A 24,998-nucleotide genomic window follows, 5' to 3' on the forward strand; every position below is an offset into this window, starting at 1 on the left:
CGCCTACTGGAGGATCGGCGGCGGCCAGGGCGCGTTCCCTCGCCAATACCGGCCCGGTGCGCAAGTATGGGTGCGTGGAGCTGCCGCTGACACCGCCCCTGCAACCGATGCTGGCGAAGGCCGCGCCCGCGGTCCCGACTCAGCCCGACGGCGAGGAGCCGGTGTGGTCGTACGAGCCGAAATGGGACGGATTCCGCGCCATCGTCTTTCGTGACGGTGACGAGGTGGTCCTGAGCTCCCGGAGCGGAAAGGACCTGGGCCGCTACTTTCCCGAGATGATCGCGGCGGTGCGGGCCGAGCTACCCGTCCGTTGTGTGCTCGATGGTGAGCTGGTGGTGCCGCGCGAGATCGATGGCCGCACCCGGCTGGACTGGGAGGCGTTGTCGGAGCGGATCCATCCGGCCGAGAGTCGGGTCACCCTGCTGGCCGAGCGGACTCCGTCGCAGCTGATCGGATTCGACATGCTCGCGCTGGGGGACGAGGACCTGACGAAGCGGCCGTTCGGCGAGCGTCGCGACATCCTGCTCGACCATGTCGGCGGCGGCCCGTCCTGCCACGTCACGACCGCCACCACCGACGCCGCGCTCGCCCAGGAGTGGTTCCACGCCTTCGAGGGCGCCGGGCTCGACGGAGTGGTCGCGAAGAAGCTTGCGGGGCAATATCTTCCGAACAAGCGCGAGATGATCAAGGTGAAGCACGCCCGGACCGCGGACTGTGTGGTGATCGGCTATCGGCCACACAAGAGCCAGCCAGGTATCGGATCCATGCTGCTCGGCCTCTACAACGGCGACGAGCTGCACATGATCGGAGGGGCCTCCGCGTTCACCGCGGCCAAGCGGATCGAGATGCTCGAGTTGCTGCAGCCCTACCGCGAGGGTGAGGACGTGGTGTACGACGGCGAGGCCAGCCGGTGGTCGGCGGGCAAGGATCGCCAATGGGTACCACTGCGTCCGGAGCTGGTGGTGGAGGTGGCGTACGACCAGATGGAGGGGGATCGATTGCGGCACGCCGCGCGGTTCCTGCGATGGCGGCCCGACCGCGAGGCGCGTGAATGCACCTACGAGCAACTGGAGGTCCCGGTGCGTTACGACCTGAGTGATGTGTTGGCGGGGGAGGACTGATGGCGGCAAAGGCACCGGCCATGGAACTCGACGTGGACGGCATCGCGGTCCGGCTCTCGAGTCCCGACAAGATCTACTTCCCACAGCTCGGCGCGGAGGGCGGCAGCAAGCGTGATCTGGTCGAGTACTACCGGACCATCGCGCTCTTCGACGGCGGACGGTCCGGGATCATGACCGCCCTCCGGGACAGGCCAACGCACCTGCAGCGCTTCCCGGACGGTATCGAGGGCGAGGAGATCTACCAGAAGCGACTGCCCGCCAAGCGGCCCGAGTATCTGGACACCTGCACGGTCACCAACCCCAACGGCCGCACGGCCGACGCGCTGCGGGTGCGGCACGCCGCCGACATCGTCTGGGCTGCGCAGATGGGCAATGTCACCTTCCATCCGTGGCCGGTGCGGAGTGCCGACCCCGACCGGCCCGACGAGCTGCGCATCGATCTGGATCCGCAGCCGGGCACTGGGTTCGAGGAGGCCAGGGCCGTGGCGGTGGATGTCCTCGCACCGCTGCTCGAGGAACTGGGGCTGGTCGGGTTCCCGAAGACCTCCGGCGGCCGCGGGGTCCACGTGTACGTCCGGATCGAACCGCGTTGGGACTTCATCGAGGTGCGCCGCGCGGCCATCGCGGTGGCCAGGGAGATCGAGCGCCGCGACCCGACGCGCGTGACCACCGCGTGGTGGAAAGAGGAACGCGGCGAACGGATCTTCATCGACTTCAACCAGACGGCCAGGGACAAGACCGTGGCGTCGGCCTACTCGGTCCGCAAGACCCCGCGGGCGACGGTGTCGACCCCGGTCACCTGGGCGGAACTGCCGGACGTCGAGCCGGATGACTTCACCATCGCCACCGTGCCCGAGTTGGTGGCCAGACGCGGCGACCCGGCCGCCCGGATCGATGACATCGCCTACTCGCTGGACGCGCTGCTGGAAATGGCGGAGCGGGATGCGGCGAACGGGTTGGGCGACATGCCGTATCCGCCGCAGTACCCGAAGATGCCGGGCGAACCGAAGCGGGTGCAGCCGAGCAAGGACAGGGACCGGAAATAGCGTCACGCCCGCGCCCCCGACGGATCCGGCGTGAATCGTCGAGAGACTTCGAGGTCGAGGTACTAGGCTCCGAATCAGCTGTTCAGGCACGCACGAGCATCGGAGGATGCGATGACGGAGAACCCTATCGTTGACAGCAACGAGGCAATGCTGCAGATCGGCAAGGACATCTGGTGGCTGCTGCTGATCCGCGGCATCTTCGCCGTCATTTTCGGCATCGTTGCGCTGGTCTGGCCTGGCGTCACCGTGTGGGCGATGGTGGTCGTCTTCGGCGTGTACGCGATCGTCGACGGCCTCGTCGAGGTGGTCCGGTCGATCCAGGCGCGCAAGATCGTCACCGGCTGGGTGTGGTGGCTGATCGGCGGCATCGTGTCCGTGCTCGCCGGCATCGTGGCCTTCGCGTGGCCTGAGGTCACCGTGCTCGTGGCCGTTTACGTGATCGGATTCTGGGCGATCCTGGTCGGCATCCTCGAGATCATGGGCTCGTTCAAGGTGAAATCCGTCGGCGGACAGTGGGTGTGGCTCCTGATTGCCGGCATCCTCGCGGTCCTGTTCGGGTTGCTGCTGGTCATCTTCCCGGTCGAGGGCGTCAGTAGCCTCGTCTGGCTGGTCGGCTTCTTCGCCATCATCTTCGGAATCGTGTTCGTGGCCGGGGCATTCCAGCTCCGCTCCGCCGCCAAGCGTGCGGGAGTGGTCTGACCGGCATGAGTAGGCGTGGCGGTCGCTCCCGCCTGCCCGCGGGCGGCGGGAGCGCACCGACCGAGATGCACGTCGACGCACAATTCCTGCCGTTGGCCGATCGGTTCTTCGCGATGTACCGGCAGCCGAACAACGGCGGCGGAGCCCTGACCGCCTACGTGAACGGCGAACTGGTGCTCGACATCTGGGCGGGTTGGGCGGACCGCGACCGACGCTGGCGGCGCGACACCGTCGCGTTGTCCTTCTCCACTGGCAAGGGCGTGGCCAGCACGGTGCTGCACCGGCTGGCCGACCGCGGTGTCGTCGACTACGACGAACCGGTGGCGACCTACTGGCCGGAGTTCGCCTCGGCGGGCAAGGAGCGGATCACGATCCGGGACATGCTCACCCACCGGGCGGGCCTGCACCGGATCCGGGGGCTGGTGCCGGGCAAGACCGGGCTCCTCGACTACGACCGTGTGGTCGCCGCGCTCGCCGCGGCGCGGCCGGACCCGCGCCGGCTCAGCGGCCCCGGGTACCACGCGGTCACGTACGGGTGGATCGTCGCGGAGACGGTGGCGCGGGCGACCGGACGTGGCTTCACCGATGTGGTGCGTACCGAGATCGCGGAGCCGCTCGGCGTCGAGGAGTTCTGGTACCGGGTACCGCCCGAGCATCGGCACCGGATCGCGAAGCTGTTCCCGCACCTCAGCCCCGGCGCAGTGTCCTGGGGCATGGCCTCCTCGGTGATGACGCGGCTGCGCCCGTTCAACGGGCTCGCGGAGGCAGGCATGCCGGAGGGGTTCGATGAGCTGGTCCGCGACCCGATAGTGCACGACGCGGTGATGCCGGGCTGGAACGGCGTGTTCACCTCGCGTGCACTCGCGAAGATGTATGCGGCGATCGCGAACGACGGCGTCATCGACGGCAGGCGCTTCCTTTCCTCCGACACCATCGAGCGGATGGGCGAGGTGCAGACCTTCGGACGCGACTATGTCCTCGGCGCCCGGGTGAACTGGCGGCTCGGCTATCACCCGGTGTTCATCGCGAACCGGTCCCAGCCCAGGGCTGCGTTCGGCCACTACGGGGTCGGCGGGTCGGGGGCGTACGCGGACCCGGAGACCGGCCTCGCCCTCGGTTTCGTCACCAATCGGATGGGCAACGCGCTGACCGCTCTTGGCGACCTGCGCTTGGCCCGGCTCGGCGCGGTGGCGCAGAAAACGGTGCGTGGGCGCTAGTGCCCTGACTGGCCGCCTGGCGCGGTGATCCGGCGGCTGAGAGGCGGATCACCTACCGGGGTCGCCACCCGCGCGACCTGGGCCGGAGCCGTTCGACCAGGCCGTCTGGGTGGAGTGGCTCCTGGCCAATGGCGAAGCTGTTGTGTCTACTGGAATCGGCGACGCCTGCGAACGCGGGATCAGCCGAGCTCTTCTGCAGTCGGATGATGGGACGTGAATGCGCAAGATCGAGACCGGGACCACAAGTCGTCGGCGCTGGACGAATCGGGTCGCGACGGCCCTGATCGGTGCCGCGGTAGCAGGCACGGCGCTGGTCGTCCCCGCGCAGGCGGTACCGCTGTTTCCCGGTGGTCCCGACATCGCTCTGCCCACCCTGCCGACCCTGCCCGGACTGCCTGCGCCCGCGGCGCCCCTCGCGCCGCTGCCTCCGGTGGAGCCGCAGGTCGGGCCCGCCAACTTCTCCGCGCCCAGCCTGAACCCGTCCGAGGGTGAGGTGGTCGGCGTCGCGCAGCCCATCATCATCCGGTTCGACGAGGCCATCGACGACCGCGCCACCGCGGAGCGGGCCATCAAGATCAGCAGCAGCCCGAAGGTCGACGGCTCCTTCTACTGGATCAACGACAGCCAGGTGCGCTGGCGGCCGGCCGAGTTCTGGCCGGCAGGTACCGACGTCGTGGTCGAGGCGGGCGGAGTGCGCTCGGCCTTCCACATCGGCGACGCGCTGGTGGCAACCGCCGACGACAACACCAAGCAGATCACCATCACCCGCAACGGCGAGGTGGTCAAGACCATGCCGACCTCGATGGGCAAGACCGGCCACGAGACGCCGAACGGCACCTACATCGTCGGCGAGCAGCTTCGTGACATGTACATGGACTCGTCGACCTACGGTGTCCCGATCGACGCGCCGGAGGGCTACCGCACCTACGTCGAGTACGCGACCCGTATCTCCAACAGCGGCATCTTCGTGCATGCGGCGCCGTGGTCGGTGAACCAGCAGGGCAGCAGCAACACGAGCCATGGCTGCCTGAACGTGAGCACCGAGGACGGCAAGTGGTTCTTCGAGAACGCGAAGAAGGGCGACCCGGTGATCGTGACGAACACCAGTGGCGGGACGCTCAACGGCTCCGACGGACTGGGGGACTGGAACCGGTAGCGGAGTCTTCAGCGCCTGAGATGCGCGCACGATCACCCGGTGATCGTGCGCGCATCGTTCGTATGAGGCGGGCTACAGATCGGGATTGGTGATACGGGCGACCGTCAGGTCGATGGACTCGATCGCGTCGGTACGCGAGTAGCCCTCCTTGTTGAAGCTCTCCCACCCGGTCAGCAGGCACCACCACAGCATCCGGCGGATCCACCGGACCTTGAGCTCCGACGAGAAGGTGCCGTCGGCCTGGCCGCGTTCGATCAGGGCGAGCAGCGGCGCGTCGACCGCGCCGAGTCCCTCCCAGAACGCCGAGTTCGACAATGCCTGCGGGTCGCCGAAGATGAGCGAGAGCAGGGGCCCGAGGTCGAAGCACTCGTGGCTCATCCGGCGCAGCGCCGCGTCCGCGGGGCCCTCGGTTGGCCGGGACCGTTCGAGTGCCGCGCCGAGCTTGTCGAGGGCGTCCTCGCCGAGCGCGCGGACCAGATCGATGCGCTCCGGGTAGTAACGGTGCAGGGTGCTGCGACCCACCTCCGCCTCCGCCGCGATCTCGCTGAGGGAGGCGGCCGCGTTCTGGCCGAGCACGTCGACCGCCGCGTCGAGGATGGCGCGACGGGTGCGTGCTTTGGTGCCCGATTCGGGGACAGTCACGGTCGACATGTCCTCACGGTAGCAGTGGATTGTTCCCAAATGGAACTTTCATTGACAGAAATGGGACGTGGATGTTCCACTGGTGAACATGAGTGATTCCCCGGCGTCTGTGAGCTGGCCGAACGTGCGGCTGTTGTGGTCCTTCATACGCCCGCACCGGAAGGTCCTCGGCCTGGGCTTGGTGCTGGGGATCATCGTCACCGCCTTGGGACTGGCGACGCCGATGATCATCAAGCAGATCCTGGACACGCTCAGCAGCGACGGCTCGATGCTCACGCCCGTTCTCACGCTCCTCGGTGTGCTCGTGCTCACCGGTGTCGTCGGGTACTTCCAGTGGATCCTGCTCGGCACACTGGCAGCGCGCGTGGTCTACGACGCGCGAGAATCCATCGTGCGCAGGTACTTCCGTTCCACGGTCGGCAGCCTGACGGCGCGGCCGTCTGGCGAACTGGTCACCCGGGTCACCTCGGACACCGTTCTGCTGCGTGAGGCGACCTCGTCCAGCCTGGTCGAGCTGTTCAACGGCGCCGTCAGCATCATCGGCACCCTCGTCCTGATGGCGATGCTCGACCTCGTCCTGTTCGGGGCGACCGTGGCCTCCCTCTTGGTCGTCGGTGCCCTGGCCCTCGTTCTCATGCCACAGGTCGCGAAGTCGCAACGGCAGGCGCAGGAATCGGTTGGGCGGCTGGGCGGTGTGCTCGAGGGCGCGCTGCGCGCCATCCGGACGGTCAAGTCCAGCCGCGCGGAGGCTCGCGAGGCGGAGCGGATCATCATCGACGCGAAGGACTCACAGCTGCACAGCGTCAAGGCGGTTCGGGTCACCGCTCTCGTCTGGATCATCGCGGGCGGCGGGATGCAGCTCGCGATCATCGGGATCCTCGCCTTCGGTGCGTACCGGGTGAGCACGGACGCGCTCGCGGTCTCCGGGCTGGTGGCGTTCCTGCTGTACGCCTTCCTCCTGACCGCCCCCGTGACCGCGATGGCGCAGAACATCTCGCTCGTCCAGTCCGGGATCGCCGCGGCGAGCCGGATCCGCGAGGTGCAGGACATGGAGGTCGAGGAGCACGCAGCCGTCGAGGTCCAGCCGCTGCGACCGTCCCCCGACGTGCCGGTGCTCGAGCTGGTCGACGTCGTCGCGAGGTATGCCCCCGGCACCGAGCCGTCCGTGCGCGGGGTCAGCGCGCAGATCCCGGCACTCGGACACACCGCGATCGTCGGGCCGTCAGGGGCGGGCAAGACCACCCTGTTCTCGTTGTTGCTGCGGTTCCTGCACCCGGAGAGCGGTGAGATCCTGCTCGACGGCGTGCCCTACTCGGAGCTGCCGTTCGACCAGGTTCGCTCCCGGCTGGCGTATGTGGAGCAGGAGACGCCCATCGTGCCGGGCACGATCCGGTCGAACCTGTTGTTCACCCACCCCGAGGCGACCGAGGAGGAGGTGTGGGACGCGCTGCGTGCGGTGCACCTCGACGAGACCGTGCGTGCGCTCGACGACGGACTCGACAGCGACCTGTCCTCAACCAACGTCTCCGGTGGGCAGCGGCAGCGAATCGCTCTGGCGCGGGCCATCGTTCGCCGCCCGGACGTGCTGCTCCTCGACGAGGCAACCGCGCAGGTGGACGGCCGGACCGAGGCCGCCATCCACGACATGATCCGGGAGCTGTCGCAGACGGGTTCCGTGGTGACCATCGCGCACCGGCTCTCGACCGTGATCGACGCCGACACCATCCTGGTGATGGAGCACGGCCAGGTGCGGGCACGCGGTACCCACCTGGAACTGATGGAGTCGGACCAGCTCTACCGGGAACTGGTCACTGCGTTGCGAATCGGGGTCGACCTCAAGGTCGCCGTCTAGGGCGGCGGTAGGCTCGGACGGTGGCCGTCGCAGCCTTCGATACGTCCGAGCCCGCCGCCGAACGCCGGCGGCGAGGCAAGCATCTGCGTGCCCGGATCCCGCGCGGGGCGCACGGTTCGTGGGAGCCGTCCTCGTGTCGGCCCGATCCGGTGTCGATCCTCGACCGGCAGAACGCGAATCGGATTCCAGAACTGGTTCCGCTCAGATTCGAGCGAATGTTGGCCTCGCCGTTCACCTTCCTGCGTGGCTCGGCTGCCGTCATGGCGTGGGATCTGGCGCACTGCGCGCGAACTGACCTGACGGTGATGGCGAACGGGGATGCCCACCTCGCGAACTTCGGGCTGTTCGCAGGCCCGGACCGGCGGCTCGTGTTCGACCTCAACGATTTCGACGAGGTGCATCGCGGGCCCTTCGAATGGGACCTCAAGCGGCTGGCGACCTCGGTGCTGGTGGCCGCGGCGACGAATGGTCACAGTGCGTCGGACGCGCGTGCCGCGGCACTGATCGTGGGTGCCGCATACCGGGAGACGATCCGTCACGCGGCGCAGATGCCCGCGCTGGACGTCTGGTATCTCCGGATCGAGGCGGACGCGATGCTGGCCGGGCTGCGGGATCGGATCACCGCTCGTCAGGTCGGGGCGGCCGAGGCCGTGATGGCCAAGGCGGAGCGGCGAACTCAGCTCGGTTCGCTCAAGCGGTTCGCCAGGTACGAGAACGGCCGGTTCCTCATCAAGGACGAGCCACCCCTGATCACCCGGCTCCCGCACGAGCGGCATGCGGAGGTGACGGATCTGCTCCGGGCCTCCTTCGAGCGCTATCTCGGGACCCTGGCGGGGGATCGGCGGGAACTGGTGGAGCGCTACCGATTCCAGGACGTCGCCAGCAAGGTCGTCGGGGTCGGATCGGTAGGCATGCTCGGCTTCATGGCGCTGTTCGTGGGCGAGAGCGCCCAGGACCCGCTGTTCCTGCAGATCAAGGAGGCGCAGCCGTCCGTGCTTGCGCCGTACGTTCCCGGTTCGCCGCACCGTGACCAGGGCAGACGGGTGGTCGAGGGACAGCGGCTGATCCAGAGCGCGAGCGACCCGTTCCTCGGATGGTTTCCCGGGTCGGGCACATTGGGCCGCGACTTCTATGTCCGGCAGTTGCGGGACAAGAAGGGCTCCTTCAGCATCGCGGCGATGGACCCGTCCGGGCTTCGGGCGTACGCGCGGCTGTGTGCGATTGCACTGGCCAGAGCCCACGCCCGCACCGGTGATCCGGCCGCGATTGCCGGATACCTGGGCAACGGAGCCGTTTTCGATGAGGCCATCGCGGACTTCGCGGTGGTCTACGGCGAGCAGAACCGGCTGGACTACGAGGAAGTGCGGCGTTGCCGCAGTAGCGCGGTCACGGAGACCTGAGGCTCCGTGACCGCACCACCGCGCCGCAGGTGCATCACCAGATGCGGACGCGGCGCTCGGGTTCGAGGTAGAGCGCGTCATCGGGCGTGACGTCGAATGCCTCGTGGAAGCTGTCGAGGTTGCGCACCACGCCGTTGCAGCGGAACTCCGGCGGCGAGTGCGGGTCGACGGCGAGGCGGCGGATGGCCTCCTCGTTCCTGGCCTTGGTCCGCCACACCTGCGCCCAGCCGAAGAAGACGCGCTGGAGGCCGGTCAGCCCGTCGAGGGTGGGAGAGTCCTTGCCGTCCGTCGCGATCCGGTACGCCTCGACCGCGATGGACAGGCCGCCGAGATCGCCGATGTTCTCACCGATGGTGAACTCGCCGTTGACCTTGTGGCCCGGCAACGCCTTCGGCTCGAACTCGTTGTACTGCTCGATCAGCGCCTTGGTGCGCTTGCCGAACTCGGTGCGGTCGCTGTCCGTCCACCAGTCGATCATGTTGCCGTCGCCGTCGTACTTGGCGCCCTGGTCGTCGAAGCCGTGCCCGATCTCGTGTCCGATGACCGCACCGATTCCGCCGTAGTTCGCCGCGTCGTCCGCGGCGGCGTCGAAGAACGGCGGCTGCAGAATCGCTGCGGGGAAGACGATCTCGTTCATTCCCGGGTTGTAATAGGCGTTGACCGTCTGCGGGGTCATGAACCACTCGTCGCGATCCACCGGTCCGCCGAGCTTGGCCAGGTCGCGGTCGTGATCGGCGGCGTACCCGCGACGGTAGTTGCCGACCAGGTCGTCCGCGGTGATGACCAACCCGGAGTAGTCCCTCCACTTGTCGGGGTAGCCGATCTTCGGGGTGAACTTCTCCAGCTTGGCCAGCGCCGCGCTCCGGGTATCCGGGCTCATCCACTCCAGCTCGGAGATGTTGCGGCGGTACGCCTCCTGCAGGTTCGCGACCAGCTCCTGCATCCGGGCCTTTGCCTCGGCCGGGAAATGTCGCTCGACGTAGAGCTTGCCGACGGACTCGCCGAGCAGGTCCTGCACCAATGAGACGCCGCGCTTCCAGCGTTCGCGGTTCTCCTCGGTACCGGACAGGGTGGTGCCGTAGAACGCGAAGTCCTCCGCGACCAGGTCCGCGGTCAGGTATTCGGCCCGCGAGTGGATCACCTTCCAGGCAGCCCACGCCTTCCACTCGGAGAGGGGGCGCTGCGTCCAGAGTGCGGTCAGCGCGGTCAGGAAGCTGGGCTGGCGGACCACCAGCTCCGCGAAGGTATCAGGTGTGCCGCCGAGGCCGGACACCCAAGCAGCCCAGTCGAATCCATCATTCTCGGCGGACAGGCCGGCCAGGGTGACCAGGTTGTAGCTGAGTTCGGCGTCGCGCCTGCGCACCACGTCCCAGTGGCCTGCGGCGATCTGGGTCTCCAGGTCGAGGATCGTCTGCGCGTCGGTGGCCGGGTCGGGCCTGCCTGCGAGGGTGAGCATCTTCTGCACGTGGTCGAGGTAGGCAGCGCGGGTCTCGGCGTAGGAATCCTCGCGGTAGTAGGACTCGTCGGGCAGCCCGATCCCGGACTGGGTCAGGTGCACGAGGTAGCGCGTGGAGTCCTTGGCATCGGTGTCGACGTAGTTTCCGATCGCCCCGGAGACGCCGGTGCGCTGCAGCTCACCGAGCAGTCCCGCGAGCGCGGACAGGTCGCTCACCGCGTCGATCGCGGCGAGCTCGCCCGCGATCGGTTCCAGCCCGGCCCGCTCGACGGCGTCGGCGTCCATGAACGAGCTGTAGAGGTCGCCGATGCGCTGCGAATCGGTGCCCTCCGCGCCGCGGGCCTCCGCGGACTCGGTGATGATCGCCCGCACGTCGACCTCGGCCTGGTCGTAGAGCGTGCGGAAGGCACCGTCCACCGCTCGGTCGGCAGGGATCACGTAGTCGTCCAGCCATTTGCCGTTGACGTGGACGAACAGGTCGTCCTGCGCGCGGATGCCCTGGTCGAGGTGGGTGAGGTCGATTCCGGAAGCGGGCGTCGTCATGCCTCTATTTCTACCGCGACCCCGCCGACCGTGCGTGAGTTGTACCCAGGTGGGGGTGAAACACGTGCACAGGTGCGCGGTGCTACACCCCGATGTTGATGGCGCCGAGGTATCCGTCTCCGTCCCGGACGGCCGTCACCATTCCGGACTCATCGAAGATGCCGTCGCCTGCGTTGTCGACGTTGTTCTCCCGCCCGGTGTGCTCGTCGTAGGGCGCCGACGCGTACACCTCGTCGATGAGCGCCTCCTCGAAGTAGAGCTGCGAGGTGAGCACGGTGGCCTTGTCCACGTGCACCTTGAGGTGGATGTGCGTGGTGCGGCCCTGATACCAGCCGGGGAAGATCGTGGTGAACCTCGCGATGCCGTCGGCGTCGGTGGTCTGCGCTCCGCGCAGGTAGGTGCCGTCGTCGGTGGTGGCCGACTCGCTGTCACCCTTGCTGTACGAGCCGTCGGAGTAGTCCGTCGCGTTGCCGCCGGGAACACTCCCACCCGCCCCGCCTGGCCCACCCTCGGGAGGCCGGCCCTTGCCACCTTCGGGAGGCCCGCCAGGGCCGCCCTCGGGGGGAGCGCCGTTGGCGCCCTGCGAACCGGACTCGAAGCCGGAGTACACGCCGCCCGCGTCGCAGTGCCAGATCTCCACGACGGCATTGGCCACCTCGCCACCCGAGCCGTCGGGGGTGCACTTCTGCAGGTCCTGCACCCGGATGGCCAGGTCGAGGGTGGCGCCGGGTCGGTCCTCACGCAGGTCGTTGCGGATCGAGTCGACGTCGAACCAGTACGGGCCCTGCGTCTCCTCGGTGGTCATGACGCACTGAGGGGCCCGGGCGAGCAGGGCGGTCACATCGCCGCTCGCGGTGACCGCCGTGCCGGTGGCGGACGCGGAGGCGCTCGTCGTGGTCCCGCCGGAGCCGTTCCCCGTGCAGGCCGCGATCAGCCCGCTGAGCCCGACTGTCCCGCCAAGGGCCAGTGCTCGCCGTCGGCTGACGCGGGCGCGGCTGCGCTCGATGTCCTCGTTCACGTTGATCTCCGCTCGGTGTAGATGGTTTTCCCCATCGTCGACCGGGTGGCTGTGAGCACCCTGGCAGCGGGCTGCGAGGTGCCTGGGTGCCGGTTGCGATCAGCGCGGCGGGACCATGGTCATCGGCGCCTCGAACGTGACCGAGAAACGATCCTCGAGGTTGCTGCGGAACTCGTCCTCGCACCGCTGCTGGGCGGCCCGGTTGTTGCCCGCGTCCCGCATACAGTCGACGAAGTCCCTGCCGCCGACATGGTTGAACAGACCGACCCCGATCACGACCAGCACGATCGAGATGACCAGCCCGGCGAGGCCGAGCAGGATGCCCGCGAGGGACACCCCGCCGTTGGTGGCCTGCCTCTTCTTGTACAGCGATCGGCCCACGAGGCCGACGATGATCGCGACGGCCCCGAGCAGGATCCCGCCGACGATGGTCCACACGGACAGCACCGAGAAGATGCCGAGGACGAGTGCGGTGATGCCCGCGCCGTTGCGGGGCTGCGCGGGCGGCGGTGGGTATGGCTGCGCCGCATACGGCTGACCTGGGTACGGCTGACCTGGGTACGGCTGACCTGGGTACGGCTGGCCGGGGTAGGGCTGACCTGGATAGGGCTGACCGGGGTACGACGGCTGGCCCGGGTACTGGGGTCCGCCGCCCTGCGGCGGACCGGGGTACGGCGGCTGGCCTTCCGGCGGCGGGGTTCCCTCTTGCGGGTTCGGCGGCTGTTGGTCTTCCGGCGGCGGGGTTCCGTTCGGCGGCTGGTTCGTCATCGTCTCTCCTCGGATTCACCCATGGGCACCGGAAAAGCCAAGTCACCCGCAGACTAGTCGCGTTGGAGGTTCGATAGACCGTATTGCCGCGACCCCGGTCAGCGCAGCTGGACGCTGGCTGCCGCCCGCGCGAGCAAGCGTCCGGAGGGATCGACGAGTCGCGACTCGATCAGCGCCAGCCGCCGCCCGGCCCGGAGTACCTCGGCCTCGGCGCGGATCGGAGGGCCGTCGGACGCGGGGGAACGGACGAAGTCGATCCTCAGGTCGAGCGCCTCGTAGCCCTGACCGGGGGCGGTGAGGGTCTGTGCGGCCAGACCCGTGATCAGGTCGGCCGCGGAGATGAGCACCCCGCCCTGAATGGATCCGAGTGGGTTGCTCATCCAGCTCCGAGGCGCGAACTCGCCGATCACGCGCCCCCGGGCGACCTCGGTCAACCCCATGCCCAGCAGTCCGGCGAGCGGGCCCCGTGCCAGCGCGCCGCGTCCGATGCTCTCCACGATCTCCAGCCCGGGGCGGTCGGCGAGCTCGGCGGCGTCCGCGACCGGTTCGGCGGCCTCGACGGGCAGGGCGTCGCCCCGGAGCACGGCCTCGGCGTTGGCGGCTTCTCGGGTGACCACCATCCCGCGGGTCTGCAACGCCACGAGCACCTCGCCGTCGGGTCCGCGCATGTCGCCGGTGGCCAGTCCGGTGCCCGCCGCGCTGTCGATCCGGACCGCCTTGCCCCTCGCCTCGATGGTGCCGGTCGGGGGCAGTGGGCCGGCGAGCGCGGCGACCACCTGCGACAACACGACCTGGGTTCCCTCGGGGACCGCGTTCCCGATCGCACGGCCTGGCACGTTGTCGGCCAGCACCCCGATCGACCCGAGGACCGTCCGGCCGCGATGGTCGTGGAACCGCGGGCCGACTTCCTGCCGGAACCGGATCAGGCCGGGGGCGAGTTCGACGGCCTGCACGCCCATCAGCTCGTTGAGCCGGTCGAGCCGCTGGTTCTCCGTGGTGGTCATGCGTCTTCTCTATCACCGGGGCCGCGACGGTCGGCCGCGCGGTCCCGGTGAGCGGCCCGCGCCGACCGGCGCGCCGATCAGCCGCCGAGGCGGCCGTGCATCTCCCAGACCAGCACCTCGGCCGGGGCGTCGGCGGACAATCGCTGACCGCCCGACGCGGTGAGCCGGACCGCGTCACCCTCGGACAGGATGCCCGCGCCCTCCAGCGACACCTCGCCCTGGGCGACGAAAAGATGCAGGTAGGGGGCCTCGGGGAGCTGTACGGAGCCGCCCGGCTGCAGGCGCGCCACATGCAGCGCGGCGCCCCGGTTCGCGATCGTGATGGCCGACTGGTTGCGGTGTGCGGGCATGCCGGAGGCCACCGGTACCAGCCCGCCGCGCATCAGCTCGTCGTCGATCTCGAGTTGCTCGTAGCCGGGGCTGATGCCCGGCTCGTCGGGCAGCACCCACATCTGGATGAATCGAACCGGCTCGGCGTGCTCGTCGTGCTGGGATCCGGCCAGGCGCCAGGAGTCGTTCTTCTCCGAGTGCAGGATGCCGGTGCCGGCGCTCATCCGCTGAGCCAGGCCCGGGTAGATGACGCCGGAATGCCCGATCGAGTCCTGATGCACCAGCGATCCCCGCAGCACCCAGGTGACGATCTCCATGTCCCGGTGCGGATGGGTGTCGAAGCCCTGGCCCGGCATCACGATGTCGTCGTTGTTGACCATCAGTACGCCGTGATGGGTGTTGTCCGGGTCGTAGTGCTGCCCGAACGAGAAGGAGTGCTTCGAGTCGAGCCAGGAGATCCGGGTCTTCATCCGATCGCCCGCGCGGTGGATGTCGACGTGCGGTGTGGTGGGTGCCGTCATGGGCGTCCTCCTTTGTGGTGCTTCGGGTTTCCAGAGTACGAGGGCGTCAAGGACTCGGTGCACAGTTGTCGGCTCCGATGCGGGACCGTTGCACGACGGACCCGTTTCGGTGGGCGCGAACCGGGACGTCGATCATGCTCGATCTCCTTGAAAAGTGTTGCTGTCAAACCTGTTCCGCGGCCCTTGTCGCGGACTCACCTGAGCGCGGCATGCATCTCCCAGATCAGCAGCTCGGTGGATTCGGCCGCGGTGTACTGCTGGCCGCCGATCCCGGTGAGCCGCAATGAATCCCCTTGGTCGAGGCGGCCGAACCCTTCGATATCGCCGGATCCGCGCGCGATGAACACGTGGACGTACGGCGCGTCCGGCACTGTTACCGACTGTCCAGTTTGCAATCTGGCGGCGTGTAGCCCCGCGTGCCGGTTGTTCAGCCCGATCGCGGCGTGATCGCGGTGCCGGGGCAGCCCCGACGCCACCGCGACCAGCCGGCCGCTGTCGAGCTCCGCGTCGATGGGTAGTTCCTGGTAGCTCGGCTCGATGCCGAACTCGTCCGGCGGGATCCACATCTGCACCACGTGCACCGGCTCGGTACCCCGGGTGCCGTCCGCCCGCCAGCGGTCGTTGCGCTCGGAGTGCAGGATGCCGCGGCCCGCGCTCATCCGCTGCGCGAGTCCGGGGTGGACCACCCCCGAGTGCCCCTCGGAGTCCTGGTGGACCAGGGATCCGCTGAGCACCCAGGTGACGATCTCAGCGTCCCGGTGCTGGTGCATGTCGAATCCGGACCCGGCGTCGACGATGTCCTCGTTGTTGACAACCAGCAGCCCGTGTGCGTTCGCGGCCAGGTCGAAGTTGCCCGCGAAGGGGAAGCTCTGCCAGGACTCGAGCCAGCCGTAGCGCTGGTGCGCGCGGTCGCCCGCGCGTTGGACCGCCATCGACGACATCGCTACGCCAGCGTCTCGTGGGCGGCGGGGATCGAGCCCAGCCGTCCGGCCTGGAAGTCCTCGAACGCCTGGATGACCTCCGCCTTGGTGTTCATCACGAACGGCCCGGCCATCGCGACGGGTTCGCGGATCGGCTTGCCGCCGAGGATGAAGACCTCGAGGGACTCGGTCCGGGAGTCCTGGGTGTCCGCGGCAGCGACGGTCAGCGTGTCGCCGCGCCCGAACACCGTGGTCTGGCCCATCCGGACCGGCCTGCGCTCGGCACCGACCGTGCCCTCGCCCGCGAGGACGTACGCGAGCGCGTTGAACTCGGGGTTCCAGGGCAGCGTCAGTCGCGCCCCCGGGGCGATGGTCGCGTGCACCAGGCTGATCGGGGTGTAGGTGGAGCCGGGGCCCTGGTGGCCGTCGACCTCGCCCGCGATGACGCGGACCAGGGCGCCGCCGTCCGGCGAGGACAGCAGCGCGACCTTGTTGCCGGTGATGTCCTGGTAGCGGGGCGCGGCCATCTTGTTGTCGCGGGGCAGGTTCACCCACAGCTGCACGCCGTGGAACAGGCCCCCGCTGATCACGAGGTGTTCGGGTGGGGTCTCGATGTGCAGGATGCCGCCACCCGCGGTCATCCACTGGGTGTCGCCGCCGCCGATCGTGCCGCCGCCGCCGTTGGAGTCCTGGTGTTCCATGATCCCGTCGATCATGTAGGTGACGGTCTCGAAGCCGCGGTGCGGGTGCCACGGGGTGCCCTTGGGCTCACCGGGCGCGTAGTTCACCTCGCCCATCTGGTCCATGTGGATGAACGGGTCGAGGTGCTTGAGGTCGACGCCGGCGAACGCGCGGCGCACCGGGAAGCCCTCGCCCTCGTAGCCGACGGGGGCGGTGGTCACCGCCAGCACCGGCCTTGCCGCGGATTCGGGCGCGGTCTCGGTGATGCGGGGCAGGGCGAGGATGTTGTCGACGGTCACGGCAGGCATGGGGTGCTCCTCCGACTCAGTTAGTTGATTGTTCAACTAGTGCATCTGACTCAACACCAGCGGGGTGGAGGTATTCCCGGCGCGGCCGTCCGCCGCGCGAGCCGTTCAGGAGGCCTGCCGGACGGCAAACACCGGGAACCGGCCGTCCTCCGCTGTGGGCTGGAACTCGACGCGGACGTCCCGGTCGGCTCCCGCCGGGACCTCGCCGTCGATCCACGTGTAGATCCGCGGGCCGTCGTCGAGCTCGACGATCCCGACGGCCGAGGGCGCGGAGTCCCCGCGCGCCTCGTCCGGCCGATGATCGGCCACCTTCCACGACACGATCGACCCGGCGCCGGAGGACGGTACCGAGCGGAGTTCGGAGCCCTGGCAGGACGGGCAGGATGCGGTCAGCGGCGCGAGCAGTGCTGCGCAGCGCACGCAGCGATTGATCATCAGCGAGGACGGGTGGGCCGGCGCGGTGCCCTGCGCGCTCATGCCGCGACCCTCGGCGGCCACGCCAGCACGGTCCTCATGGCGTGTCCGAAGCCGTGCGGGTCGCCGACCGGCCATTCGTGGGAGCCGGCGACCGTGAACACCGGCGGACGACGAAGCGCCGTGCGCAGCGACTCGAGGCCTGCCCTCGGGATCACCTGATCGCCGCGAGCCCAGAGCAGCGTCACCGGGAGACCGCGTTCCGCCAGGCGGTCGAGTTGGAGTGTCTGGTCGCCGCCGCCGGTCGTGGCGCGCCATTCGTGCGGCAGTCCCGCCCGGATCGGGTGGCCGTTCTCCGCGGCGCGGGGGCCGACGCCGCCGCCGATCGAGTTGACCAGAACGAGGCGGGCCACGTGGTCGGGGAGGTCGTGGGCGGTCTGGATGGCGACGCCGCCGCCGAAGGAGTGCCCGACGAGGGTGACCGGTTCGTCAACGCCGACGGAGTCGATGAATCGGCCAAGCCACCGGGCGTGACCGGCGGGGTGCCGCTCACCGCGTGGGAGCTCGGCCGTACCGCCGAACCCCGGGAGCGAGGGCGCGAACACGCGCGCGCCGTTGCGGGCGAGCCGTTCCAGTGACTGCCGGTACGTGCGATGGCTCGAGCCCCATCCGTGCAGGAAGACCAGCGGCGGGCCCTCGCCCGCGACGCCGTAGGCGAGGGAACGCCCGTCGAGCTCGGAGTCCAGCGAGGTCAGTGTGGGGCGCGGATCGGGATGGAGGATGCGCGGGGGCGGGGGCTGGTGGTGCGTCATCGGAACCTCGACGTGCTCGGCAGTGGTGTGGATCACACTGTTCCCTCGGGCGGCCCGCGGGACCACGGTGGAAACACGGGGGCACGTACCTGTTTCTCGTGGGGCACGGCGCGGCGACGCGAAACCCGACGGTTCCCCGCGGGGATCGGCCATAGTGGGTGCGTGGCCGCCAAACGAACACGCACCGCCGCCGCGGCACTGGGGGTATCCGCCGTCGGACTGCTCGCCGCCGGCTGCACAGATGGGTCTGACGCGCAGGCGGGGACCGGTGCTCCCCCTGGGATCAGCACCCAGGCCACCGGGAAGGTCAGCGGGACGCCGGACACCATGAGCGTGGTGCTCGGCGTGCAGACGCAGGCACCGGACGCGGCCGGCGCCCTCCAGGACAACGCGAACAGGGCGAACGCCCTCATCGACACCCTGAAGGAGAAGGGGGTGCGGGCGGAGGACATCCAGACCAGCGGGCTGTCCGTGCAACCGACCTATGACCCGAACTCCTCGGCGATCACCGGCTATCAGGTGACGAACCAGGTGACCGCGACCGTGCACGATGTCAGCGCGGCGGGCGGGCTGATCGACGCCGCCGCGGCCGCGGCGGGCGATGCCGTCCGGGTCCAGCAGACCACCTTCTCCATCGCCGACGACAGCGACCTGCGCGCGCAGGCCAGGGCCGACGCGGTGCGGCAGGCGCAGGCCCAGGCGAGGCAGATCGCGGAGGCCGCCGGGGTCGGCCTCGGCGAGGTCCGCTCGATCACCGAGGTGCCCGCCACCGGGCCGGCCCCGTACCCCGGCGCCGCTCTCGACCGAGCCCCCTCGACGCCGATCGAGCCGGGCAGCCAGGAGCTGACGGTGTCGGTCGCTGTCGTCTACGACATCGACTGAGCGCCCTTTCCTCACAGTCTTCTCACACTCGCGCCACCCTGGTGCCAGAGACTGCCTGTACGGTCCGGGCCTATGGTTGCCGCACATGCGAGTTCGAGACGTGGGCCGTGGGTGATCGCCGCGGTGACGGCGCTCCTCGCCGCCGCCGTCGGGGTCTATTTCCTGGTTGCACCGGAGGGGGAGTCGACGCGAACCGTCGCGATCGTCAACGAGGACGCGGGCGCGGTGGTCGACGGCAAGCCGATGAATGCGGGCGACCAGGTCGTCGCTGCGCTGCAGGAATCGGGTGACTTCGAATGGGCGACGGTATCGGCCGATGAGGGGTCGGCCGATACGTACCTGGCTTCCGTCACGATCCCGGCGGATTTCTCCGACTCGGTGAACTCGCTCTCCACCAATGCGCCCCGGCAGGCGGAACTCGCGGTGCACTACAACGGTGACGGCTCGCCGGCGGACACGGAGTCGATGTCGGCGTTGATGGCTACCGTCTCGGATCAGACAGGGGCGCAGGGCATCAAGGACGTCCTGGCCGGGATCGCCTCGGCGCGGGCGCAGTTGCAGCAGACGCTCTTGCCGTCCCAGCTGCTGACGGCCGCGACCACCGCCGCGGACAAGCAGGTCCAGCAGCTGCTCGGTCAGGCCGACCAGGTGTTGCCGCTCCTGGCCACGGCGAACGACGGCGCCAACCAGCTCGTCGACGTCGCCGGGCAGGTCTCGGCGATGGTGGACGGCGCTGTCGGCCCCGCGACCGAGGTGTCCGGGCGATTGACCGAACTCGGCGTCACCCTCGGTGACGTCACCCGCTCCACCCAGCAGCTGCAAGGCGGTCTCGACGCCGCGGCCGCGGCCCTGCGTGCCACCGGGCTCCAGCCCGAGATGGTGCGGACGCTGGAGCAGACCAAGACCGATCTCGCGCTTGTGTCCGGTCAGCTGACGGCGATCACCGGGCTGCTGAGCGCCGACGCCGGGCCCGACACCGACCTGGGCGGCGCGCTGCGCAGCGGGCTCGGCCAGCTGCAGGACGTGTCCGCGCAGCTCACCGATGCCGGCAACCAGCTCCAGGCCGGGATCGGCCCCATCGCGGAGCAGGCGCCCGCGCTGCTGGGTACCACCAAGGACCAGATCCTCACCGGCGTCAGCCAGCTCAAATCCGTTTCGACGCAGATCGGGGAGCAGCTGACGAAGGGGGTCAACTCGATTCCCGCCCGCAATGCCGCGCAGCAGGATCGGATCTCGACCGTGCTCAGCGCGCCGGTCGCGGTGGTCCAGACAAGCGGATCCGACGGCGGGGTCGAACTGTTCACCGCCAGGAACCTCGCGATCTTGTTCGCGGCGACCACCGCGGCGCTCGCGGGTGCGCTGGTGTGGTCGCTGCGGCGGCGCCCGTCGGGTCCGCCCGCGACCCCCTGACACCGGGGGCGGGATCGCGTCGACCGTCAGGCGATCCCGTCGAGCTCCACTCGGCACAACTCGGCGGACCGGGTCGGATCATCCGGGTCGGTGATCAGCCAGCCGCCGCGCAGATCGTCGTCCACGGCCAGGCCCTCCACCTTGCGCACGCTGGGCCGGCCGTCGGATTCGAGCAGCCGGGTCCAGCGCACCGAGAGCGGGCCACCCGTACCCTCGATCAGGCCGACCGCCGCACCCGCGACCGGACCGTCGGCGATGGCATCGTCCGTTTGCTCGGCGGCGGCGAGGAACATCGTGCGGTCGGGGGAGAGGACGGCTGCGTCGGTGACGCCGAGGCCGACCCCGTTCAGCGTGCCGAGCTCGAACCAGGTGAACCCGAGCACCTCCGGACGGTCGCCGTCGAGGACACCCCGCGGCAGATCGACGCTCGCACTCGCCGCGGAGCCGGCGCCACGATGGAACAGCCGCAGCCGTGATCCGTCTACCGCGGCCCCCTCGATGTTGGGCCTATCGGCGAGACCGAGCGCGAGTCTGACGCTGTCATAGATGGCCGGGAACTCGTGCAGGGCGACGGAGCCGTCCTCGGGGTCGATGCGCGCGAGCGTGCAGCGGTTCTCCAGTGATCCGGAGCCCAGCAGGTGGATGCTGCCGTCCGGGGCGCGGAGCGCCGACTCGAAATCGGGCTTGTCCCTCTTGGCGAGCGCCGCGCCGTCGCCCCTGAGCGGCAGCTGGGTGACACCGAGTCCGGGCAGGTCGATCCAGGCGGCACCGAAGGCGTCGTCCTGGACAGCCAGCAGGCGGTCGCCGACACGCACCAGAGCCGAGCCCGCGCGCACACCGGGCAGGGGATGCGTCGCGACGAGGCGGGCGCTGAGTTCCGATCGCACCGTCAACACAGTAGGGGAGCGCTGTTCAGGCGTTCCGATCCCAGCGGGCCGGGTCGGATTCGAGCGCGGACCGGTCCCAGTTGCCCAGGGACGCGGCGGCCTCGTAGGTGCTCTGCAGGAACTCCATCAGCGCGGCGTCCGGGTCGGCGGCGGTGCGCACGGCCTCGTACGGCAGCACGAACTCGCCCAGCTCGGCGCTGTAGCGCGCCTGAGCGGGGCCGACCGGATGGTCGGCGAAACCGTCCGGCGCCGGGTACGCGTAGGAGTAGAAGCCGCCCTCATCGCCGCCGCCGGGCCAGAACCCGCAGCTGCTCAGCTCGCGGGAATAGCCCTCGACCATCACCCAGTCCGCACAGTTCGGGGCCCCGCCGGGGTGGACCGGCGCGCCGCGCCCGGAGAACCGGGTGCAGGCCAGATCCATCGCGCCCCAGAAGAAGTGCACGGGCGAGCACTTGCCGACGAAGTGCGAGCGGAACCGGGTCAGCACCCGGTCGGCCTGGACCAGCTGTCGCCAGAACAGGTTCGCGGCCGCGGCGTCGTACGAGGCGTGGACCTCGTCCTCCGCGAAGGGGATCGCCGTCACGACCTCGTTGGGGGCGGCCTGGATCCGCACCTCGACCCCCAGTTCCCTGAGTGCCGCCACGGTCTGGGCGTAGAACTCGGCCACCGACTTCGGCTCGAGCGGGATCCGGCGCGCGCCGCCGTCACTGGTGCGCATGCGCAGCTCGTGGTCGCAGAAGTCGAACTCGATCTCGAGGAGCCGGGAGCCGCACGGGATGGCCGAGGTGGTCAGCCCCCTGGCGGTGACGTACAGCGTCACCTGCCACCAGTGGTTGAGCAGCGGCGCGTGCTGGAGCCGGATCTTCCCGACGATCTGCGTCCACATGTGCAGGGTGTCGCGGGTGTCGGTCCAGTCGTCGAGGCGCAGCGCGGGCCACGCGTCGGTCGCCGTCGTCTCGGTCATCGTGGCTCCCTCGGTGAATGCTCCCCGGAATCGTCGATGCCCATCCGAGTCTGCCACCGAGTGCCCCGCGCCCGAAGTCTTCTCGCGGTTGCCGTGGCCCACGCGGCGCCTCGCTGCGTTATCGGAGTCCCAGGTAGAACCCCGCTACCTGGGACTCCTCCGCCTTGCGATGCATCCACGTGGATCCCCGGCAACCATCGATGGACTTCGGGCACGAGACACTAGACTCGGATCCGTGGCCCACACCGAGTCCTCGTTCACCGGCAAATACGGCACCCGGATCGACTACGACGTCTGGACGCCGGACGGCGAGCCGCGCGCGGTCCTGGTTCTCGCGCACGGCTTCGGCGAGCACGCCCGCCGCTACGACCATGTCGTCGAACGCCTGCTGGGACTGGGCCTCGTCGTGTACGCGCCCGACCATCGCGGTCACGGTCGCTCGGGCGGCAAGCGCGTCGAGCTCAAGGACTGGTCGGATTTCACCGATGACCTGGGGCGGCTGTTCGGGATCGCAACCGCCGAGCATCCCGGGCTCGACCGGTACCTGCTCGGCCACAGCATGGGTGGCGCGATCGCGCTGACCTACGCGCTCGATCACCCCGGCGACCTGGCCGGGCTGATCCTGTCCGCCCCGGCGGTGGACGTGACGACCGGGGTGCCCAAGGTGGTGGTCGAGGTCGGCAAGTTCCTCGGCCGGTACGCGCCGCGGGTACCCGTCGAGTCGCTGGACGCCAATCTGGTCTCCCGTGATCCGGCTGTGGTGGCCGCCTACAACTCCGACCCGCTGGTGCACCACGGCAGGGTTCCCGCCGGTATCGCCCGCGGGATGATCGTCAACGCCGAGTCGCTGCCCAACAGGCTGCCGACACTGCAGGTTCCGTTGCTGCTGCTACACGGCAGCGAGGACGGGCTGGCGAACGTGAACGGCAGCCGGATGATCGCGGACATCGTTGGCTCCCAGGATCTGACGTACACCGAGTACGACGGCCTGTTCCACGAGGTGTTCAACGAGCCGGAGCGTGAGCAGGTGCTCGACGACGTGGTCGAGTGGCTGGGGTCGCGCCTCAAGGGATGAGAGCCGTGGTCACGGGCGCAGCGGCACTCCGGAGTCGGATGCCAGGTACCCCACCCTGCGCTGCACGGCCGCGATCTCGCGTACGCCGTCGCCGAGCAGGCTCCGGTTCAGGGGCGACAGCTCCGGCATGGTGACAATGTCGCCAGGGGCGAGACCCGCGGTGATCTGATCCACCTGGTGGGTCAACCGCAGCCGCTGGAGCAGCGTGAACACCTCGGTGAGGATCGTCGTATCCCGTTCTGTGAGTAAGCCGTTCCCCGCCGCGGCCCGCAACCGACCCGGCGTCGAGGCGGCGGTGACCCCCACCGTCATGCCACCCCACCGGGCGAGGTTGACGATCGGTGTCAGCGCGTGTGTCTTGAGGTCGAAGGTGCCTCCGCGTCGCGAGAGCACGTCCCGTAGCGAGCGGGTGCGTGCGCGCCCGGCCAACGCATCACGCAGCTGCAGTCGCAGGGCGTCGGGATGGTCGGTCCGCATGTTCCGGTAGGCCGTCGGGATGGTGTGCAGCGAGCGCTCACCCCACACCACGCGCCCGTCCAGCAGCAGCGACGACATGACGAGCCCGCGGTCCTGCAGCGGATCGTCCAACCACCGTGCCGCGGTGCGGCGCCAGTCGGCGACCGACCGCGCGAACCTCGGTGTGCTCGCGACCGCACCGTTCGCGTCGGCGGGAAGCCCGCAGTCGTCGAGGATGGCATGCACGGTCGCCGCCATCCCCATGAGACGTCCCGACTGGGGAGACAACTCGGGCACCCAGGACTGTGCGCTCTCGATGTCGGATGACGGCATCGCCTCGCGACGCGCGATGCTGCCGAGCGAGAGCCAGGCGAACCCCATCCGCGGCAGGCCCTCGTCGTCCGCCAACGCGAACTCCACAGCGCGTCGAACGACGCTGTCGATGACCACCGAGAGGATCCCGCTGGTCGCCGATGCCTCGGTGCCGCCGCGGAACAGGTCCACCACCAGATCGGGGATCCCAGAGCAGACTTCTTGCAGCGCAGCGGGGCTCGGTGACAGCGCGATCGATCGGCGCAGCACAAAACTCTTGCGGGTGGCCGCGGCGAGCAGGTCCGCCTCCTCGAGGACACCCAACACCGCGCCACGGATCGTGAGTACCGGCATGTGCCGTAGGCCGCTCTCGAGCATGTCCATCAACACGGTGGCGGCCAACCTGTCCTCCGTGACGGTCTGGGCAGGCGTACTCATCACCTCCGCCACCGGGGTGCTCAGGTCCACCCCGGCGGCCACCACCTTGGTCCTCAGGTCCCGGTCCGTGAAGATCCCGAGGTCGCCACCCGGCAACGGGATCAGGATGTAGGAGCTGCGGCGTTCGCTCATCTGCCGGACGGCGTCGCGCACGGAGGTCCCCGGCGCGGTGAGGACCGGTTCGCCCCGCACCAGATCGCCAACGGCGCGTCGGGACGGGATCTGTTCGACCGGTACGGGAGTCGCGCCGGTGGCCTTCGCCACAGCCTCCGCGAGGAAGGCCAGGCCGGCGGGCCTGGCGAACAGCGGCCGCACGAGCTCCCCTGGCAGGCGGTACACCGTGGTGGGTTGGCTCGCCCTGGCGGTGAAGGCGACGTCGGAGCCGGTGAGTAGCGCCGAGTAGCCGAACACGCCACCCGGATAGACGGTGTCCATGGGGACACCGGTGATCCCGTCGTCGTGCGGGTGCAGAAGCGTGACCTGTCCGCTCCGCACCACCCAGATCACATCAGATGGCCGCTGTATCGAGCCGAGAATCACTGCACCCGTTGGATATTCATCCAGAACGGCCGCTCCCGCCAATCCGCTGAGCTCACCCGGCGTCAGGTACTGGAACGGTGGGTGTTTCGAGAGGAAGGTCGTGGTGTCGAGCTGGAGGTCCACGCC

The 24,998-nt window shown here is 69.4% G+C and carries 23 protein-coding genes; 10 read left to right on the forward strand and 13 right to left on the reverse strand.

From position 1 onward, the window contains the following. Window positions 1-74: 74 nt before the first annotated feature. The 5 genes from JOE46_RS19500 to JOE46_RS19520 all read left to right on the forward strand — a co-directional run bounded on the left by JOE46_RS19500 (window position 75) and on the right by JOE46_RS19520 (window position 5,239). Window positions 75-1,121 (forward strand): ATP-dependent DNA ligase, encoded by a 1,047-nt coding sequence (locus tag JOE46_RS19500; protein WP_209929199.1) that lies wholly within the window; start codon window positions 75-77, stop codon window positions 1,119-1,121. Then, a complete protein-coding gene (gene ligD, locus JOE46_RS19505; RefSeq protein WP_097213788.1) occupies window positions 1,121-2,167 on the forward strand; it encodes a non-homologous end-joining DNA ligase in 1,047 nt (348 codons plus the stop codon). The genes JOE46_RS19500 and ligD overlap by 1 nt, the downstream gene beginning before the upstream one ends. Window positions 2,168-2,278: 111 nt before the next feature. Then, complete coding sequence (locus tag JOE46_RS19510) at window positions 2,279-2,866, forward strand: HdeD family acid-resistance protein (RefSeq protein WP_077040151.1); 588 nt, start codon at window positions 2,279-2,281, stop codon at window positions 2,864-2,866. Window positions 2,867-2,871: 5 nt separating this feature from the next. Further along, window positions 2,872-4,083, forward strand: coding sequence for a serine hydrolase (locus JOE46_RS19515; RefSeq protein ID WP_209928144.1), 1,212 nt, complete (start codon window positions 2,872-2,874; stop codon window positions 4,081-4,083). A gap of 217 nt (window positions 4,084-4,300) precedes the next feature. Then, a complete protein-coding gene (locus JOE46_RS19520) occupies window positions 4,301-5,239 on the forward strand; it encodes an Ig-like domain-containing protein (RefSeq protein WP_209928146.1) in 939 nt (312 codons plus the stop codon). A 72-nt stretch (window positions 5,240-5,311) separates the two neighbouring features. On the opposite strand, the gene JOE46_RS19525 is transcribed toward JOE46_RS19520, so the two are convergent. Beyond that, the gene (locus JOE46_RS19525) at window positions 5,312-5,890 is read right to left on the reverse strand and encodes a TetR/AcrR family transcriptional regulator (protein WP_209928148.1); all 579 of its coding nucleotides are present in this window, start codon (window positions 5,888-5,890) and stop codon (window positions 5,312-5,314) included. Between the two features lie 79 nt (window positions 5,891-5,969). Here JOE46_RS19525 and JOE46_RS19530 point away from each other — a divergent pair, with 79 nt between their 5' ends. Together JOE46_RS19530 and JOE46_RS19535 are read left to right on the forward strand one after the other, a co-directional pair. After that, the gene (locus tag JOE46_RS19530; RefSeq protein ID WP_209928150.1) at window positions 5,970-7,733 is read left to right on the forward strand and encodes an ABC transporter ATP-binding protein; all 1,764 of its coding nucleotides are present in this window, start codon (window positions 5,970-5,972) and stop codon (window positions 7,731-7,733) included. A 20-nt stretch (window positions 7,734-7,753) separates the two neighbouring features. Further along, the gene (locus JOE46_RS19535) at window positions 7,754-9,133 is read left to right on the forward strand and encodes a DUF2252 domain-containing protein (protein WP_209928152.1); all 1,380 of its coding nucleotides are present in this window, start codon (window positions 7,754-7,756) and stop codon (window positions 9,131-9,133) included. Window positions 9,134-9,167: 34 nt separating this feature from the next. Here the strand turns inward: JOE46_RS19535 and JOE46_RS19540 are convergent, their stop codons facing one another. The 9 genes from JOE46_RS19540 to JOE46_RS19580 form a co-directional block, all read right to left on the reverse strand. Then, window positions 9,168-11,132 carry a M13 family metallopeptidase gene (locus tag JOE46_RS19540; RefSeq protein ID WP_209928153.1) on the reverse strand — a complete coding sequence of 655 codons (1,965 nt, stop codon included), beginning with the start codon at window positions 11,130-11,132 and terminating at the stop codon, window positions 9,168-9,170. A gap of 82 nt (window positions 11,133-11,214) precedes the next feature. Further along, the gene (locus tag JOE46_RS19545; protein ID WP_209928154.1) at window positions 11,215-12,150 is read right to left on the reverse strand and encodes a protocatechuate dioxygenase; all 936 of its coding nucleotides are present in this window, start codon (window positions 12,148-12,150) and stop codon (window positions 11,215-11,217) included. A 99-nt stretch (window positions 12,151-12,249) separates the two neighbouring features. Beyond that, entirely contained in the window at window positions 12,250-12,918 is a 669-nt protein-coding gene (locus tag JOE46_RS19550) for a DUF4190 domain-containing protein (RefSeq protein ID WP_209928155.1), read from the reverse strand. 98 nt (window positions 12,919-13,016) lie between these two features. After that, on the reverse strand, window positions 13,017-13,922 hold the full coding sequence (locus tag JOE46_RS19555; protein ID WP_209928157.1) for a PaaI family thioesterase: 906 nt from the start codon (window positions 13,920-13,922) through the stop codon (window positions 13,017-13,019). Window positions 13,923-13,999: 77 nt separating this feature from the next. Further along, complete coding sequence (locus tag JOE46_RS19560) at window positions 14,000-14,773, reverse strand: pirin-like bicupin family protein (RefSeq protein WP_097213798.1); 774 nt, start codon at window positions 14,771-14,773, stop codon at window positions 14,000-14,002. A 194-nt stretch (window positions 14,774-14,967) separates the two neighbouring features. Further along, window positions 14,968-15,714, reverse strand: a complete 747-nt coding sequence (locus tag JOE46_RS19565; protein ID WP_209928159.1) for a pirin family protein — start codon at window positions 15,712-15,714, stop codon at window positions 14,968-14,970. A gap of 2 nt (window positions 15,715-15,716) precedes the next feature. Then, window positions 15,717-16,682: a pirin family protein gene (locus tag JOE46_RS19570; RefSeq protein ID WP_209928161.1), complete on the reverse strand. Its 966-nt coding sequence runs from the start codon at window positions 16,680-16,682 to the stop codon at window positions 15,717-15,719. A 105-nt stretch (window positions 16,683-16,787) separates the two neighbouring features. Continuing rightward, window positions 16,788-17,180, reverse strand: a complete 393-nt coding sequence (locus tag JOE46_RS19575; RefSeq protein WP_307861310.1) for an OB-fold domain-containing protein — start codon at window positions 17,178-17,180, stop codon at window positions 16,788-16,790. Continuing rightward, entirely contained in the window at window positions 17,156-17,944 is a 789-nt protein-coding gene (locus JOE46_RS19580; RefSeq protein WP_307861311.1) for an alpha/beta fold hydrolase, read from the reverse strand. Before JOE46_RS19580 ends, JOE46_RS19575 begins: the two co-directional genes overlap by 25 nt. A 126-nt stretch (window positions 17,945-18,070) precedes the next feature. On the opposite strand from JOE46_RS19580, the gene JOE46_RS19585 reads away from it, so the two are divergent. Then, window positions 18,071-18,790 carry an SIMPL domain-containing protein gene (locus JOE46_RS19585; protein WP_307861312.1) on the forward strand — a complete coding sequence of 240 codons (720 nt, stop codon included), beginning with the start codon at window positions 18,071-18,073 and terminating at the stop codon, window positions 18,788-18,790. Between the two features lie 72 nt (window positions 18,791-18,862). Next, on the forward strand, window positions 18,863-20,200 hold the full coding sequence (locus JOE46_RS19590; protein WP_209928167.1) for a YhgE/Pip domain-containing protein: 1,338 nt from the start codon (window positions 18,863-18,865) through the stop codon (window positions 20,198-20,200). A 26-nt stretch (window positions 20,201-20,226) separates the two neighbouring features. On the opposite strand, the gene JOE46_RS19595 is transcribed toward JOE46_RS19590, so the two are convergent. Beyond that, window positions 20,227-21,087: a hypothetical protein gene (locus tag JOE46_RS19595; protein ID WP_209928169.1), complete on the reverse strand. Its 861-nt coding sequence runs from the start codon at window positions 21,085-21,087 to the stop codon at window positions 20,227-20,229. Window positions 21,088-21,112: 25 nt separating this feature from the next. Beyond that, window positions 21,113-22,051, reverse strand: coding sequence for a DUF5996 family protein (locus JOE46_RS19600; protein ID WP_209928171.1), 939 nt, complete (start codon window positions 22,049-22,051; stop codon window positions 21,113-21,115). A gap of 235 nt (window positions 22,052-22,286) precedes the next feature. On the opposite strand from JOE46_RS19600, the gene JOE46_RS19605 reads away from it, so the two are divergent. After that, a complete protein-coding gene (locus JOE46_RS19605; protein WP_307861313.1) occupies window positions 22,287-23,126 on the forward strand; it encodes an alpha/beta hydrolase in 840 nt (279 codons plus the stop codon). 9 nt (window positions 23,127-23,135) lie between these two features. Here the strand turns inward: JOE46_RS19605 and JOE46_RS19610 are convergent, their stop codons facing one another. Then, a complete protein-coding gene (locus JOE46_RS19610; protein WP_307861314.1) occupies window positions 23,136-24,995 on the reverse strand; it encodes a putative nucleotidyltransferase substrate binding domain-containing protein in 1,860 nt (619 codons plus the stop codon). Window positions 24,996-24,998: the final 3 nt, after the last annotated feature.

Origin of the sequence: Rhodococcus sp. PvR099 (assembly GCF_017833315.1) — a bacterium.
GTDB lineage: Bacteria > Actinomycetota > Actinomycetes > Mycobacteriales > Mycobacteriaceae > Rhodococcus_G > Rhodococcus_G oryzae.